The 16,763-nt window shown below is 66.5% G+C and carries 10 protein-coding genes; 6 read left to right on the top strand and 4 right to left on the bottom strand.

The window, feature by feature from the left end:
• Window positions 1–1,112, bottom strand: a protein-coding gene (locus tag ACSLUQ_RS19365) for an IS3 family transposase (RefSeq protein ID WP_461809469.1) whose coding sequence is annotated in 2 segments (ribosomal slippage) — window positions 1–860 and window positions 860–1,112 — 1,113 coding nt annotated over the 2 segments. Because the reading frame shifts where the segments join, the coding sequence is not laid out codon by codon here. This gene is flagged as partial in the annotation.
• A 65-nt stretch (window positions 1,113–1,177) separates the two neighbouring features.
• Between ACSLUQ_RS19365 and ACSLUQ_RS19370 the strand changes: the two genes are divergently transcribed.
• Both ACSLUQ_RS19370 and ACSLUQ_RS19375 read left to right on the top strand, forming a co-directional pair.
• Window positions 1,178–1,483, top strand: coding sequence for a potassium channel family protein (locus ACSLUQ_RS19370; RefSeq protein ID WP_461809470.1), 306 nt, complete (start codon window positions 1,178–1,180; stop codon window positions 1,481–1,483).
• 518 nt (window positions 1,484–2,001) lie between these two features.
• On the top strand, window positions 2,002–9,135 hold the full coding sequence (locus ACSLUQ_RS19375; protein WP_461809471.1) for a hypothetical protein: 7,134 nt from the start codon (window positions 2,002–2,004) through the stop codon (window positions 9,133–9,135).
• 94 nt (window positions 9,136–9,229) lie between these two features.
• Here ACSLUQ_RS19375 and ACSLUQ_RS19380 read toward each other — a convergent pair whose 3' ends face one another.
• The 3 genes from ACSLUQ_RS19380 to ACSLUQ_RS19390 are packed head-to-tail and all read right to left on the bottom strand — an operon-like array spanning window position 9,230 to window position 12,407.
• Window positions 9,230–10,270: an ABC transporter substrate-binding protein gene (locus ACSLUQ_RS19380; protein ID WP_461809472.1), complete on the bottom strand. Its 1,041-nt coding sequence runs from the start codon at window positions 10,268–10,270 to the stop codon at window positions 9,230–9,232.
• A gap of 41 nt (window positions 10,271–10,311) precedes the next feature.
• Window positions 10,312–11,733 carry a sensor histidine kinase N-terminal domain-containing protein gene (locus tag ACSLUQ_RS19385; RefSeq protein WP_461809473.1) on the bottom strand — a complete coding sequence of 474 codons (1,422 nt, stop codon included), beginning with the start codon at window positions 11,731–11,733 and terminating at the stop codon, window positions 10,312–10,314.
• 2 nt (window positions 11,734–11,735) lie between these two features.
• Complete coding sequence (locus ACSLUQ_RS19390) at window positions 11,736–12,407, bottom strand: response regulator transcription factor (protein WP_417773697.1); 672 nt, start codon at window positions 12,405–12,407, stop codon at window positions 11,736–11,738.
• A 176-nt stretch (window positions 12,408–12,583) separates the two neighbouring features.
• Between ACSLUQ_RS19390 and ACSLUQ_RS19395 the strand changes: the two genes are divergently transcribed.
• The 4 genes from ACSLUQ_RS19395 (at window position 12,584) to ACSLUQ_RS19410 (ending at window position 16,618) form a co-directional block, all read left to right on the top strand.
• Window positions 12,584–13,552, top strand: coding sequence for a tripartite tricarboxylate transporter substrate binding protein (locus ACSLUQ_RS19395; protein WP_417773593.1), 969 nt, complete (start codon window positions 12,584–12,586; stop codon window positions 13,550–13,552).
• 96 nt (window positions 13,553–13,648) lie between these two features.
• Window positions 13,649–14,089: a tripartite tricarboxylate transporter TctB family protein gene (locus ACSLUQ_RS19400; protein ID WP_417773594.1), complete on the top strand. Its 441-nt coding sequence runs from the start codon at window positions 13,649–13,651 to the stop codon at window positions 14,087–14,089.
• A 7-nt stretch (window positions 14,090–14,096) separates the two neighbouring features.
• Complete coding sequence (locus tag ACSLUQ_RS19405) at window positions 14,097–15,590, top strand: tripartite tricarboxylate transporter permease (protein ID WP_417773595.1); 1,494 nt, start codon at window positions 14,097–14,099, stop codon at window positions 15,588–15,590.
• A complete protein-coding gene (locus tag ACSLUQ_RS19410; RefSeq protein WP_461809474.1) occupies window positions 15,587–16,618 on the top strand; it encodes an AbrB family transcriptional regulator in 1,032 nt (343 codons plus the stop codon). Before ACSLUQ_RS19405 ends, ACSLUQ_RS19410 begins: the two co-directional genes overlap by 4 nt.
• Window positions 16,619–16,763: the final 145 nt, after the last annotated feature.

Consider the following 16,763-nt stretch of genomic DNA (forward strand, 5'->3'; position numbering starts at 1 on the left):
CGCGAGCGAGCGGAGCGGCAGATCCCGTTTCGGGTTCAAGGTGTCGGCATATTCGGTCGGGGTCAGCCAACCGAGCCGGGAATGTGGGCGGTTGAGGTTGTAGTCGTTCCTCCAGGCCTGAAGAGTTGCTCGGGCGTGCGAGAGCGACGGGAACAGCGTTTCGTTCAGCAGTTCGTCCCTCAGCCGGCCGTTGAAGCTCTCGATGAAGCCGTTTCGCATGGGCTTTCCCGGCGCAATGTAGTGCCAGTCGATCTGCATTCGATCAGCGAAGCTCAGGATGGCGTTCGAGGTGAACTCGGTCCCGTTATCGCTGACCACCATCTTCGGCTTGCCGCGCCGCGCCAGGAGCGCTTCCAGTTCGCGGGCTACGCGAAGACCCGAGAGCGATGTGTCGGCGACCAAGGCCAGACACTCGCGGGTGCAGTCATCCACGATTGTCAGGACCCGAAAGCGCCGGCTGTCGGTCAACTGGTCCGAGACGAAGTCGAGCGACCATCTCTCGTTCGGGGCCATGGGGATCAGCATCGGCCGCCTTGTGCCCATTGCCCGCTTCCCGCCACCTCGTCGACGTACCGACAGCTTCTCTTCCCGGTAGATGCGGAACAGGCGCTTATGATTGACCACATGCCCTTCGCGGCGCAGCAGGACGTGTAGCCGTCGATAGCCGAACCGTCGCCGCTCATGGGCAATCGCCTTCATCCGCTCGCGCAGAACCACGTCGTCGGTTCTCCTGGTCTGATAGCGCATCGTCATGCGGCAACAGCCAAGGATCTTGCACGCCCGCCGCTCGCTCATTCCAAACGCGATCTGGAGATGTGCGACGGCCTCTCGCTCGACGGCGGGCGTCACCATTTCTTTGACAGAAGGTCTTTCAGCGCAGCGTTGTCGAGCATGCTGTCAGCAAGGAGCCTCTTCAGCTTCGCATTCTCATCTTCCAGCGTCTTCAGCCGCTTCGCCTCGCTGACGTCCATGCCGCCATACTTGGCTTTCCACTTGTAGATGCTGGCGTTGCTGACGCCGTGCTTGCGGCACAAATCCGCAACCGGAACACCGGCCTCGTGCTCCTTCAATATGCCTATGATCTGTTCTTCGGAAAACCGGTTGCGCTTCATCTCTGGTCCTTCTCGTCGGGCCAGAGCCTAATTCAAACTGGATTAATTCACTGGGGCAACGTCACTTGCTGCTGGTATCGTCGACGCTGCTGTATATGGTCGAGGCCGCTGGCCAGCCGGAAGCGTTCGGGAGTATTCCGCGGGCGATGTGGTGGTCGATCGCGACGCTGACGACTGTCGGATATGGCGACGTCGCGCCGCAAACCGCTCTTGGGCAGGTCCTTGCGGGCATTACCGCGATCACCGGCATCGGTCTGATCGCCATGCCGACAGGTATTCTCGCAGCCGCATTCTCGGACGCCATTCAGGCGCGGCGGCGGCAGTCGGCGGTCTCCGACGAGGGGCGGGAGGAGCGCGAGCGGCTGTCGTGAAGCTGTCGTTGGAGCAGCGGATTTTGGCGAGACATCGGCAAGCACCTGCGCGGGCACCGCAGCCCCTGAGGGCACTCCAGGAAATCGACGCTGGAGCGCTGTGTTCATAGCCGGAAATGTCCGGACTTGTTGTGGTTCAATAAGGTTTTACGCTACGTCGGATTGTTAATATTTCATATACTATGTTTATTTTTATAATATATCTTTCAGTATCACGAGCAACTGAAAGATATATTTCATTGCGCGAATCATCTGATCATTTAGTGATGATATGGGGTGCGTGAGGTTGCGTTCAGCGACGCGCGGACCTGGGGCAGTTGGGCATCACATCGGGTCGTTCTTCCGAGGCGCCTCGCCACGGCCGCCGGCCATCCGGCTGGCTGCGAAGCGAGGCCGCGGGGCGGGCGGGCGTGTTTGCGCTGCCGGCTCGAGATGTTCAGATCAGGGGTTCAGTCATGCCGTTTTTTGCTCGCCTCCCGCGCTCCCTCTCCGCCGGAAGGGCCGCCTCGGGCATTGGCTTGCCGCTTGCGGTCGCACTGCTCTCGGCAACGGCGCTGACGCCGGCCGAAGCCCACTGCCACAGCTCAAACGAGGTCGAGACCTGCACCGGCGATCTCAACACCGGTCCCATCAAGCACACCGACGGCGGTGTCGAGAACTTGACTGTCAGCGGACTGACGGTCGACTACCTCGCGCCATCGGGGACAACCGATCCGCTGATCTGGCTCGATATTCCGGCGGTCACGCCGGAAAACAAGAAGGACTGGTGGGGCAAGGACGGCCCCGACGGTCACGCGCTTCAGGCGACCATCAGCCTCGACAACGGCTATTCGATTAAAGCGGTTTCCGGCATCGAGACGCTGAGCCACGGCTCGACCGGCAATGACGGCGAATATGTCGAGCATTTCGACAAGCACACGACCGGTGGCAACGCCGGCGACGGCGGTAAGGGCGGCGCCGTGACGCTGACGCTGAAGTCGGCCGGCGGCGGCGGCAAGATCGGTGCGCTGGAGGTCTCCGGGGGCGATAGCGACTCCTTCGCTATCAAGGCCGGGTCGTTTGGCGGAACCGGCGGCGACGGTGGCAAGGCGCGTGCCAAGGGCGGTCTGAAGGACGCGCAGGGCGGCGAGGGCGGCCGTGGCGGCGATGCTGGCACGGTGTCCGTCACGCTCACGGACGATCATTATTTCACCTATGACGGTGCCGGCATCGGCATGATCGTGCTGTCGCACGGCGGCATGGGCGGAGACGGCGGCGAGGCCGAGCTGGACACCTGGGGCGATCAGGACAACGCCCACGGCGGCGTCGCCGGCAATGGCGGCAATGGCGGCACGGTGACCGTCGCGGCCGACTCCGAGAACAACTCGATCACCACCAGCGGCACCTATGGCGTTTTCATCGCCAGCGTCGGCGGCGATGGCGGAACCGGCGGCGCGGCCGAGGACGGGCACACCTATCCGGGCGCAGGCGGCGATGCCGGCAATGGCGGCACGGTAAACGTGACCCTCAGCACAACGGTCAAGAACACCAAGGTTGGCGAGACCTACGGCGTCTATGTCAAGAGCGCCGGCGGCTTCGCCGGCGACAGCGGCGACGGCTCGGGCGGCATCACCAGTCATTCCGGCAAGCCGGGCGAGCCAGGTGCAGCGGGCGATGCGTCGCTCACGATGACGAATTCCTCGATCGAAAATGCGTCCACGGGCAGCTCGGCGAGTTCGGACGATCAGTCCTACGGCATTCTGGTGCAGAGTGTCGGCGGCATGGGCGGTGACAGCGGCAAGGCCACAGGTGGCGTCGCCACCTATGGCGCCAAGGGCGGCAGCGGTGGCGCGGGGGCGAGCGCGACGGTCGATCTGACGTCCACGACCATCACCATGCATGGCGACTACGGCACCGGCGTGCTGGTGCAGAGCGTGGGCGGCGGCGGCGGTGTCGCGGGCAAGACCGGCGGCGTGGTGGCCATGGCGGCGTCCGGCGGTGCCGGCGGTGTCGGCGGCAAGGCTGGCGGCTCGCTCAAGAATACCACGATCAATACCGACGGCGATCATGCCTACGGCGTCCAAATCCAGAGCATCGGCGGTGGCGGCGGGGCGTCGGGGTCGGCGGCCGGCGTGGTGGCGGTCGGTGGCACTTCGGGTGGCCTCGGCGGCGACGCCGGTGATGTTTCGATCACCGTCGACAACGGCATGGTGACGACCAAGGGCGATCACTCCGACGGCTTTTCTCTTGCCAGCATCGGCGGCGGCGGCGGACAGGCCTCGTCCTCCTCCGGTCCCATGGCGATTGGCGCCGATGGCGGCGGAGCCGGCAACGGTGGCGCCGTGACGCTGACGGGGGCGGGTTTCGGCGTCAAGTCGAGCACCTCCGGCCGCCATTCGGATGCGGTGTCGCTGAAGTCCATCGGTGGCGGCGGCGGTGATGGCGCCGGCACGTTCGAGCTGTTCGGGAACTTCTCGTCCCATGTCGGAAGCAGTGGCGGCTCGGGCGGTTCCGGTGGCGATATCTCCTACACCGGTACGGAGTTCGACGACCTCTCCACCACGGGGGATCATTCGAACGGCTTGTCCCTGCTCTCGATTGGCGGCGGCGGCGGCAAGGGCGGCAACATCGTCACCATCAGCCTGGGCGCGGAGCTGAACAACGTCCAGTCTGTCAGCGTCGGCGGTTCGAGCGGCAACCTGAACCATGGTGGGAACATCACCAACACGACCGTCGCCGGCAGCATCCACACCAGCGGGGCTTCGGCTTCCGGCGTGCTTGCGGCCTCCGTCGGCGGCGGTGGCGGCTCGGTCGGCTCCAGCTATGACTTCACCGTCGGCACCAAGTTCGGCTCGAGCTCGAACCTGGGCTCGTCGCTCGGTTCGGGCGAGGACACGGGCGGCGATGGCGGCACGGTGACACTCACCTCCAACGCCGACATCACCACCGAGGGGGATCATTCCGACGGCATCCTGGCCGCCTCGATCGGCGGCGGCGGCGGCAAGGTCGGCAACATCGTCGATGGCACGGTCGGCATGGACTTGCCGAACTTCAGCTCCAGCACCGGCGCCAGCGCAGGCGGGGGCGGCAACAGCGGAGCGGTCAACGTGACGCTGGCGCATGTGGCCAGCTCGGCCGACGGCAGCCCGATCGGCGACATCGTCACCAAGGGTCACCATTCGGCCGGCGTGCTGGCGATGAGCCTGTCGGGCGGCGGCGGCAAGACCGGCAACACGATCACCGGCGGCGTCGACACCAATATCGGCGTGGCGAGCTACGGCCAGAACGGCGGCGCGGCTGGCAAGGCCGGCGCGGTGACGGTCACGACGGCGGTCAACGTGTCGACGGAGGGGGACTTCTCGTCCGTGATCGAGGCGCTCAGCGTCGGCAATTCCGGTGGCCATGGCGGCCTGGTCGTCAACGGCAACATCTCGCTCGTCGAGGCCAATTTCACCCAGGGTGGGGCGGGCGGCAAAAGCGGCACGGCCGGCACGGTCGATGTCACCAACACCGGCACGCTCAAGAGCACCGGCGGCTGGTCGGCGGGTGTTCTGGCGCTCAGCGTCGCCGGCTCCGGCGGCGCGGGCGGCACGACCATCGCTGGCAACGTCTCCATGGGCAACATTTCTGCCGCCGTCGGCGGTGGCGGAGGCGATGGCGGGAACGCATCGAAGGTCACCGTGACCAACGAGGGCACGATCTCGACCGCTGGTGAATATTCGGCCGGCATTCTCGCCGCCTCCATCGGCGGTCATGGCGGCGCGGCGGGCACCACGGTCAATGGAACCATCACGGCCGGCGAGGTCGCTGTCGGCGGCAATATCACCATCGGCGGCGACGGCGGCGAGGGCGGCGTGGCCGGGGCGATCCAGATCAACAACAAGAAGGGCGCGGTGATCGTGACGGCGGAGAAGGCCGCCACGGGCATTCTCGGCCTGTCGCTTGGCGGCAGCGGCGGCGTCGGCGGCTCCAACTACTCCATTGCCGGCTCGGGCGGTGAGTATTCGGCCACCATCAGCGGGTCCATCGGCGGCTCGGGTGGCGACGGCGGCAAGGCCAACACGGTCACCATCCAGAATGACGGCACGATCGTCACGCAGAAGGTCTTCTCCGACGCGATCCTGGCGCTGTCGATCGGCGGCAATGGCGGCAAGGGCGGCGACAGCTACGCGATCTCCGCCGACTATTCGAGCGCGGGCAGCTTCAATGCGTCGCTGAGCATGGGCGGTGATGGTGGGTCCGGCGCCGTCGGCAACAACGTCAGCGTCACCAACACGGGCGTCATCGCCGTTGGCGCGTCCTCGGCGGCGGGTATTCGCGCCTTGTCCGTCGGCGGCAATGGTGGTGTCGGCGGCGGCGGTGTCGCGGCCTTCGGTACGGTTGCCAACAACTCCGGCGGAGACAGCAAGTCGCTTTCGGTCAAGAGCGAGGTCGGTGGCCATGGCGGCACCGGCATGGATGCCGGGACGGTGACGGTCACCAACAGCGGCACCATCACCGCCGACATCTGCTCGGTCGTCAAGCTCTCCTCCTGCGCGTCGACGCCGAGTTCTGCCCCGGGCGCGTCCGGGTCCGGCGACGATGACGACGACAAGAAGTTCGACCCGACCAAGTTCTTCACCTCGGTCGGCATCTCCGCGCAGTCGGTGGGCGGCGGCGGCGGCGCTGGCGGCGATGCCGGCTCCTATGCGGTCGGCTACACCTACACGCCGAAGAACATCGAGGAAGCCAAGAAGTTCTCGCTCGAGATCACCATCGGCGGCTCCGGCGGGGCGGGCGGCGACGGCAACACGGTCAATGTCGGCAACACCGGCACGATCCGCACGGCGGGTCTGGCCAGCTACGGCATCTTCGCCCAGTCGGTGGGCGGCGGCGGCGGCTCGGGCGGCAACGGTTCGCCCGGTCTCGAGGGCTGGCTCGCGGAGATCTACGAGGACTACGAGAAGATCAATCAGGTTCTCGAGAGCTACGAGACGATCAAGAACATCTACAAAAAAGAATGGAAAGAGATCTTCCTGGAGTCCTGGAAGTTCGATATGGGCGGCGAGGGCGGCGGCGCCGGCAAGGGCGGCGACGTGATCGTCTCCAACAGCGGAACGATCATCACCGACGGTGATTCCGCGACCGCCATCTACGCCCATTCGGTGGGCGGCGGCGGCGGCGCCGGTGGCGATGGCTCGATGGGCGGCATCACCTCGATCGCGCTCTCGGGCTCGGCCGATGCCGGCAGCCATGGCGGCAAGGTCACTGTCGACAATTACGGCCAGATCACCACCAGCGGTGACGGCGCGATGGGCATCTATGCCCAGTCGGTCGGCGGCGGCGGCGGCACGGCCGGCGATGTCGAGGGCTCGATCATTGAGAATATGGATTCGATCGTCGAGGTCCTGGGCTACAACATCTTCGGCGGCACCGGCGCCGGCGCTGGCAAGGGCGGCGATGGCGGCGATGTGACCGTGACGCTCCACAAGGGCAGTTCCATCACCACGACCGGCGAGAACGCCCATGCGGTCTGGGTGCAGTCGGTCGGCGGCGGCGGCGGTGCGGCCAGCTGGTACGGGCTCGGCGACGACAAGTCGACCGACGTTGTCGGCAGCAACGGCGCGGACGGCAAGGGCGGCCTGGCCAAGGTCACCGTCGATGGCACGATCGACGTCAGCGGCGAGGGCGCGCACGGCGTCTTCGTGCAGTCGGTCGCAGGCGGTGTTGCCGACTATGGATCCGGTGGTGCCGAGATCAACGTGAGCGGCACCATCACGGCCAAGGGCAAGAACTCGCGCGCGATCCTCGTTCACACCGCGGACGCGGCAAGCGACGAAGACGAGATGGGGGTCGCCAACATCACCATCGAATCCGGTGGCTACGTCGGGGTTACCGACGAGGGCGCCTATTCGGCAATCGGTTTTGTTGGCGGTCATTCGATCTACAATTCCGACCACTCACTCAAGATCTCGAACAAGCTGACCAACCACGGCACGCTCTCCTCGACCAACGTGGCGCTGCAGACCGATGGCAAGCACTCTCTGCAGTTCGAAAATGACGGAACATTCTATGGCCGGATGGATTTCGGCTCCTCCAGCACCATGCGCAATGCGGTCACCAACTTGGCCGGCGGCGTGATCAATCTCGGCAACTCGCAACTGGGCACAAGCGAGTACTCGACCTTCGTCAACTCGGGCACGCTGAAATCGGGCTGGAACAATGACACCCGCCGCATGACGGTGCATTCCGGCGGCAGCTTCACCCAGACCTCGACCGGCACGCTGCTGTTCGACGTCTCCAAGGACGAGACCCAGGCGGGCGCCTTCACCCTGGACTTTGCCAAGGGCGGCGCGCTCGACGGACAGCTTGCCTTCAACTTCGGCAACACGCTCGCCAACGGCGCGAGCGGCTCCTTCGATGTGGCGACGCTGACGGCCGGCAGCGGGTCCAGCTTCGACACCTCCAAGCTCGGCGTGCAGTCGGGTGGCGCGGTTGCCTACACCTGGTCGAAGGCGACCAAGTCCGACGGCGACCACCTGACTCTCGGCTATTCGGTCGACTATTCCGGCGATGCCACCGGTGCCACGCTGACCCAGAACGCGCGCACCTTCGGGCAGTTCTTCGCCGGCGTGAGCCAGCAGGTGGGGAGCCTCTCGACCGAACAGCAGGAGATCCTGGATGCGCTGGGCGCGCGCATCCTCAACGCAAGCAGTTCGGCCGAACTGTCGTCGGTTTACGAGGAGCATCTCCTCGACGAGGCCGCGACGGGTGTGACCAAGGCGCTGTCGACCACCCAGGCTGTGCACACGCTGCTGCAGAGCTGCCCGGTGCTTGATCCTGCCGATCCAATGGGCTTCTACCGCCAGCGCGATTGCGCCTGGTTCGAGGCGCTGGGCAGCATCTCGCATCAGGACGGCACCTCGTCGCGCCCGAAGACGGATGAATCCACGCACGGTTTCGCCGGTGCGATCCAGAAGGAGATCGCCGACGGCCTGTTCCTGGAGATCGGCGGCCAGCTCGAGAAGGTCTATCTCAGTGGCGCCAACTTCAAGCAGGACGGCACCCGCGTGAGCGGCGGCTTCGCGCTGAAGCAGGAAGTCGGCAACCTGACCTTCGCCACCAGCTTCGCCGGCGGCTTCTATGATCTCGACCACGCGCGCGTCTACAATGGCGGCGGCGGACTGGCCACGGCGACGGCCGACGTCAAGGGCGGCTTCGTCTCGGCCGAGGCGCGCATCGAGGCGGTGTTCGAGGCTCATGGCTTCTACGCCAAGCCCAAGGTCGGCCTCGGCGTGTCGCATGTCTGGCAGGACGCCTTTACCGAACAGGGGGCAGGCGGCCTTAACTGGCACACCAACGCGATCCGCCATACCGCCGTGCACACGCGGCCGTCGCTTGAGGTCGGAAAGGCGTTCCAGTGGGGCTCGTCCTCGGCGGTGGCCTATCTGCGCGCCGGCCTGACGGCTGAGTTGACCAATCCGGACGTGAATGTGCGCACACGGCTTGCCGATGGCGCGGCGCTCGGCAACCTGGATCTCACCGTCGGCAATGACCGCTTCGTGGCGGACCTTGCCGCCGGGCTCTCGGTCGACGTCAACGAACGGCTGAACCTGTCGCTGCTCGGGCAGACCAGCTTCACGTCCTCGTCCTACGGGGTGGGTGGCTACGCGCGGGCCAGCTTCAAGTTCTGAGGCCCGTGCCCGGATCTGGCACACCTGGACAAAAACCCCCGCCCGGCCTCCTGCCGGGCGGGGGTTTTCTTTGCCGGGCGCCGCAAGGGCTGGGTCAGCGGGATGGGCTCTCGATCTGCATGGAGGCGCTCCAGTCCGCGAGGAAGGACGCCTTCTTGAGGGTGTCGAGGTAGGTCAGCAGCCCGGGACCGATGCGGATCGGCAGCAGCGGCCGCCCCTCGGTCCGTAAGAGCCAATCCTGCGTTTCCGCGCCGGGTGCGCCGGCGAGAAGCGGCAGCATCGATGGCGAGGCGGCAATCGCCGCTTGCCCCTCCGGCGACAGCAGGAAGTTGATGAAGGCGACCGCCGCGCGCTTGTTCGGAGCGGTTTCCGGGATGAAGGCGGTGCGCGTCATCACCAGCGTGTAGTCGTCGAGCAGATAGAGGCCGAGCCGCTTGTCCTCCCGCGCCTTTCCAAGCGCGTAGGAGCCGATCATGTTGTAGCCGTAGACCAGTTCCCCGCTCGCCACGCGTTCAAGGACCTCGTTGGTGCAGCAGAAGGTGCGAACCCGCGCCCGGCCAAGGGATTCAGCCAGACGGGAGAACTGATACCCGCGCTGCGCGTCCTGGGTGGCGAAGAGATAGCCGACGCCCGACAGGCTGACATCGTAGGTACCGATGCGCCCGCGAAAGAACTCCGGATCGTCGCGGATCATGCCGGCGAGTTCCGAGCGGGTGTGCGGCAGGGGCCGGTTGGCGAAGGCGCGCTTGTTGTAGGTCATCACCACCGGCTCCCAGGTGAAGCCATAGAGCTCGCCGCGCCACTGTGCCCAGTCGGGCAGGGTGTCGGCGTTGGGCGGGCGAAAGGCGAAGGCCATGCCGCTGTTCACCAGCTTGGCCTGCAGATCCATCGATGAACTGATGACGACGTCGGCGGCTGCACTTCCCGTGGCGATGGCCGCGTAGAGTTCGCTGGTGTTGAACTCGACATACTCGACCCGGACGCCCGGGTAGGCGGCCTCGAAGCGTGAGATCACCTCGGTGACCGCCGTGGTGTCGGTGGCGCTGTAGATGCGCAGCACCGTCTCGGCGTCTACGGGCGCTGCCGTCAGAACGGCGGCGCAAGCCCCCAGAATGAGGGCTGCGATGGCTTTCATGCGGGTCTCCTCCCCCGTGCACCGGTCTTTTTTGCCGGTTTTTAGTCCGGCCCTTCGGCCGGCATGTCCAGTTCGACGCGCAATCCGCCGAGCCGGCTCTCCCCCAGCGTCAGCCGTCCGCCGTGGCTGCGGGCGACCGCGCTGACGATGCTGAGGCCGATGCCGGATCCTCCCCCGGCCCGGTTCAGCGAATAGAAGCGTTCGACGACCTTCTCCCGTTCCTCCTCGGGAATTCCCGGCCCGGAATCGTCCACTGATATTCGCACCGCCGGCCTGCCGTCGAGGTGCGTCGGCGCCATGCCGATGTCGATCCGGCTTTCCGCCGGTCCGTGCCGGGCGGCGTTGTCCAGCAGGTTGCGCAGCGCCTCGCGCAGCGCGACCGGGTCGGCGACCAGCGTGGCACTGCCGGCAGGCAGTTCGTCGTGCAGCACGGCGATGTCGATCCCGCCAGTCTGCGGGTTGCGCAGGAATTCCTCGACCGCCGCGCGGATCAACGGCATCAACTCGATGCGCTCGACCGGACCGTCGATGCCGCGATGCGTGACCATGGCGTGGGACAGGAGCTGGTTGGTGAGGCGGATGGTCCGCGTCGCCTGCTCCGAGGCCCGCTCGAGGCGCTGGCGCATCCGCTCCGGGTCGTCCTGTTCGGCGGCCATCTGAAGCTGCCCCTGCAAGGCGGCGAGGGAGGTTCGCATCTGGTGGGCAACATCGGCGATGAACGACTGCGCGTGCTCCTTGCTGGCGACGAGACGCAGCATGAAGTCGTTGATGGCGCCGATCAGACCCTCCACCTCGCGTGGTGGCTGGGCGTCGAGCGGTGTCATGTCGGCGGGCTCGCGGCCACGGATATCCGCCTCGATGCCGGACAGCGGAGCCATCGCCCGGTTGATGCCAAGGCGCATGAAGAACAGGCCGATGGCGGCGATGGCGACCAGTCCGGCCACCCCCTTGGAGAACAGGTCAAGCTGCATCTCGTCGCGGGCGATGCGGGTGTGGCCGAGCTGGAGCAGGATCCAGTCCGGCCCGGTCGGCTCGATGATGAGCTTGCCCTGGAGGATGAAGCGGGCGGTCTCGCCGCTGTAGGGCGCGTCGAAGAACCGGGGCTCGTCGGCGGTTCGCGCGCCTGAGGGAAGCGGCAGGTCGGGCGCGCCGGTCAGCGTCTGTCCGCCAAGGCGGAAGATCCGGTAGAAGACACGGTCCTCCTTGGCGAGGCCGACGATCTCCAGCGCGGAGGAGGGGATGTCGATGGTCAGGCCTTCGGGCGTCGGCGAGACACGCTCCAGGATGGCGATGGCCGAGCCGGCGAGAAGCAGGTCATAGGTCTGGTTGGCGGCGTTGCGGGCATAGCTCCATAGGCCGATGGACAGCACCGCCAGGATGACGAGAAACCCCGCGGTCATGCCGATCGTCAGCCGTCGGCGCAGGGAATAGGGCGCCGTGCGCACCTCGCTCGCGCCCGGCATCGTCAGTCGTCCCGCGCATTCGCGATATAGCCCAGCCCGCGGATGGTCCGGATCGTGAAGTCGGCGCCGTCGAGCTTGCGGCGCAACCGCGTCATCGTCTGTTCGACGGCGTTCAGCGTCGGCGCCTCGTCAAAGGTGTAGAGCTTGTCGGCGACCTCCTCCTTCGACAGCACGCGGCCGATGTTGCCGATCATCACCTCGAGCAATTGCACTTCGCGATGGCGCAGGTCGACATCGGCGCCGTCGACGGTCGCCCGCTTGGCGGCGCGGTCGAAGGCGAAATTTCCGGCCAGGAAGAGGTTGCTCGATTCCCCGGCGCGACGCCGTGCGAGGGCGCGGCAGCGCGCGGCGAGCTCGCGCAGGTCGAAGGGCTTGACGATGTAGTCGTCGGCGCCCGCATCGAGGCCGACCACGCGGTCGTCGATCTCCGAGCGCGCGGTGAGCAGCAGGACCGGGGTGTGATCGCCGTTCAACCTGAGCTGGCGCAGGATCTCGAAGCCGTTGCGGCCGGGCAGATTGACGTCGAGAAGGATCAGGTCGAAGGACTTGTAGCGGAGCAGCTCGCCAGCCTGGGTGCCGTCGGACTCGCGGTCAATGGCATGCCCCTCGCCGCGAAAGCGATCGATGATCGCTTCGGCCAGTTCGTCATTGTCCTCCACAAGAACGATCCGCATGGACATTGATTAGTCCATCGCCGGAAGCGCGGGAAGCAAAACCCGCCTGCAACCGGCCCTTGTCAGCGTCGCGTCAGCGACGGGTCAAGCTCCGGTCAGCCGCGCCGCATAGTCTCATGCTCCACGCCAGCCGCCGGCCTTGTCGGCAGCTTGCGTGCGATCATTGGGAGGAACACATGAATCTCGTAAAAACCGCGGCCGCGGCGCTTGTCGTCGCCGGCCTGAGCGCTCCTGCGTTCGCCTTCGACATCGAGAAGCCCGAGTGCATCGCGCCGGCGCAGCCGGGCGGCGGCTTCGACCTGACCTGCCGTGTCGCGCAGACCGGCCTGAAGGCGGAATTCGACAAGCCGATGCAGGTCAGCTTCATGCCCGGCGGCATTGGCGCCGTCGCCATCAATCTGTTCAACACCACCCGCACCGACGATCCGAACGCCATTGTCGCCTTCTCGTCCGGCTCGCTGCTCAACATCGCCACCGGAAAATACGGCGAGTGGACCGAGAACGACGTGCGCTTCCTTGCGACGGCCGGCGCGGACTTCGGCGCCGTGGTGGTGCGCGCGGACAGCCCCTTCAAACAGCTTTCCGACCTGATGGATGCGGTCAAGGGGGATGCTTCGTCCGTCGTCTTCGGCGCCGGTGGTTCGGTCGGTTCGCAGGACTGGATGAAGGCGGCGCTGCTGCTGCGCTCCATCGAGCAGGACCCGAAGAAGATGCGCTACGTCGCCTTCGACGGCGGTGGCGAGTCCATCGCGGCGCTGCTTGGCGGCAGCATCCAGGTTTACATGGGCGACGTCGGCGAGATGGTTCCGCATCTGGATGCCGGCAAGCTGCGCATCCTTGCGGTGATGTCGGACGAGCGTCTGCCGGAGCCCTTCGCCGAGATCGCGACCGTCAAGGAGCTTGGCTATGACGCCGAGTGGACCATCCTGCGCGGGTTCTACATGGGCAAGAATGTCTCCGACGAGGCCTATGACGCCTGGGTCGCGAAATTCAAGGCCGCCTACGCGAGCGAGGAGTTCGCCAAGCTGCAGCACGAGAAGGGTCTTCTGCCGTTGAATCTTGCCGGCGCCGAGCTCGACGCCTCGGTCAAGCAGCGCATCGCGACGCTGCGCGAGATCGCCCGCGACGCCGGCCTGATCCAGTAGTCGGCCGGTTACTACGGCACGTCCCGACGACAGGCCGGTGGCGGCAGGCGCATCGCGCGCCGCCGCCGGCCGCTCGCGCGGGGAAGGGAGGACACCATGGCAGACCGCGTCTTCGCGGGCGCGTTCCTCGTGATCGCGCTGCTCTACACCTACATCGCCTTCACCATCATCAAAGCGCCTTTCCAGTACGATCCGCTGGGGCCGGAATCCTGGCCGCGTATCATCGGCCTGGCTGCCTGTCTGTGCGCGCTCTACCTGATCCTTCGCCCCGACGTGGAGAAGCTGTCGACATCGCTGTCCACGGTCGGCCGCCTGGCACTGGTCGTGGTGCTGCTGCTCGCCTATGCGCGGCTTTACGAGCCGCTCGGCTTCCTCGTCGCCACCTGGGTGTTCGCAGCCGTCTTCGGATGGCGGCTCGGGGCGACGCCGGGCAGGGCGATCGCCTTTGGCGGCGTCACCGGCGTTGTCGGCTATTTCGTCTGCACCCGGCTTCTCGAGCTGAACCTGCCTGCCGGCCTGCTCAACCACATTCTGTGAGGCACCCATGGACGCTGTCATCTCCGGGCTCTCGGCGGGCTTTGCCGTTGCCTTGCAACCCTTCAACCTGTCCCTCGTGCTGATCGGCTGCTTCGCCGGCACGCTGATCGGATCGCTGCCGGGCATTGGCCCGATCAATGGCGTGGCGATCCTTCTGCCGATCGCCTACGGCCTTGGCTTTCCCCCCGAATCCGCACTGATCCTGCTGGCTGGCATCTATTATGGTGCCGAATACGGCGGGCGGATCTCCTCTATCCTGCTGAATGTTCCAGGCGACGCCGGCGCGGTGATGACGACGCTCGACGGAAATCCCATGGCCAAGCGCGGCGAGGCCGGGCGGGCGCTGTCGCTGTCGGCCGTCGCCTCCTTCATCGGCGGCACCTTCGCCGTCGTTCTGATGTCGCTGAGCGGGCCGGCGCTGGCCGCCTACGCCGTGACCTTCTCGCCGTCGGACTATGTGGCGCTGATGGTCTTCGCCTTCGCCAGCCTCGCCTCGCTGGTTGGCAGCAATCCGGTCAAGACCCTGCTTGCCGCCCTGATGGGTCTGATGCTCGCATCCATCGGCATCGATGCGAACACCGGCATCGCGCGCTACACCTTCGGCATCCCCGACATTCTCGCCGGCATCGACTTCCTGGTGGTCGTCATCGGCCTGTTCGGCATGGCCGAGCTCATCCATCTGGTCGAGCAGCAGGTGACCGGGCGGCTGAAGCCGCTTGCCATAGACAAGAGCTTCGTCTCGCTGAAGGATCTTGCCTTCACGAAGTGGACCATCCTGCGCGCGTCGATGATCGGCTTCTTCATCGGCATCCTGCCGGGCACGGGTGCTTCGGTCGCTTCCGCGGTCGCCTATGGCGCGGAAAAGCGGGTGGCGAAGAACTCGGAGAACTTCGGCAAGGGCGACCTGCGCGGCCTGGCCGCGCCGGAGGCGGCCAACAATGCAGCGGCCGGCGGGGCGATGGTGCCGATGCTCACCCTCGGCATCCCCGGTTCGGGCACGACGGCGATCCTGCTCGGGGCGCTGCTGCTGTTCAATGTCACGCCGGGGCCGATGATGTTCGAGCAACGCCCGGAGATCGCATGGGGCCTGGTCGCCTCCATGTACATCGGCAATCTGGCGCTGCTGGTCATCAACCTGCCGCTGGTCGGGCTCTTCGCCCGCATGCTGACGATCCCGCAGCAATACCTGACGCCGCTGATCGCGGTGCTGGCCTTCATCGGCGTCTACTCGGTCGTCAGCAATCCGCACGATCTCTACATGATCACGCTGCTCGGCGTGTTCGGCTGGATCCTGCGCAAGCTGGACTTCTCGCTGGCACCGGTGATCCTCGGCTTCGTGCTCGGCAGTCTCTTCGAGGACAACCTGCGCCGGGCGCTTTCGATCTCCGCCGGAGACTGGTCGATCCTGCTCAACTCGTGGAACAGCATCGTGCTCTACATGCTGGCCGCGCTGGTAGTGATCCTGCCGCTGTGGCTCGGCCGGCGGAAAGCGCGCTCGTGACGCGGGACGGTGCCCGCGGCCTCGCCGTCGCCCTCGCCGCCGGCCTTGCCGGCGCCGGGGGCGCGACGCTGGTCGGGGTGCCGGCCGCAGCGCTGATCGGCAGCACAGTCGCGGTCACACTGGCGGCGTTTCTGCGGCTTCGTCCCGCGATACCCGGGATGCTGCGCAATGTGGCGTTCCTGGTGATCGGCGTGACACTGGGGGCGGGCGTCACGCCGCATTTCCTGTCGGATATCGCCAACTGGCCAGTGAGCCTTGCCATGCTGGCGGTTACCATGGCCGGGGTGATGGTCGTCTCCGGCGCGCTGCTACAACGGGGCTACGGGCTCGATCCGGTGACCGCACGGCTTGCCACGTCGCCGGGCGCGCTCAGCTACTGCCTGTCGCTCGCAGCCTCCGGCATCGGCGACCTGCGGGCCGTGATGGTGCTGCAGAGCCTGCGCCTGCTGGTGATCACGCTGCTCTTGCCGCCGATCATCGCGGTGGTCGGTGCCGGTCCCGACGCGGCCGGCCTTCACAGCCTTGGCGAGATCGGATATGGCGCGTCCGCACTGATCCTTGCCGTTGCCTTCGTCGCCGGCCTGGTTGGCGAGCGGGTCAACCTGCCGGCGGCCTATCTTCTCGTCGGCCTGACGATCAGCGCCGCGACCCATGCCGCCGGCCTCGTCGAAGGCCGGTTGCCGGTGCCGCTCACCTTCCTCGGCTTCACGGTCACCGGGGCGGTGATCGGGGCGCGGTTCAGCGGGCTGACGCGCCAGGAGCTGTCCCGGCTCGGCAGTGCCGGCCTCGCTGCCGCGTCGGCCGCGCTGGCCATTTCGGCCGTCGCAAGTCTGCTCACCGCCTGGATCGTCGGTCTGCCGTTCGGCCAGGTGTGGGTGGCCTTCGCGCCGGGGGGCGTCGAGGCGATGTCCTCGATGGCGCTTTCGCTCGGCTACGATCCGGTCTTCGTGGCGACGCATCACGTCTTTCGCATCGTGGTGCTGATCGCCGTCATGCCCCTCCTGCTGCGTTTCGGCACCGGCAAGTGATCTTGCCGGCCCCGCGCGCCGTCGGTCGGTCGGGGGCGCCGACGGCAGCATTCGCGGTTTAGCTTGCCCGGCGGCGGGCGATTGGGCAATTTCGTCGCTTCGATGACGGCGGCGTGTCGTGCGGTCGGACCGCCGCGACAGCCGT

The sequence above is a fragment of the Stappia sp. ICDLI1TA098 genome, from assembly GCF_054880955.1.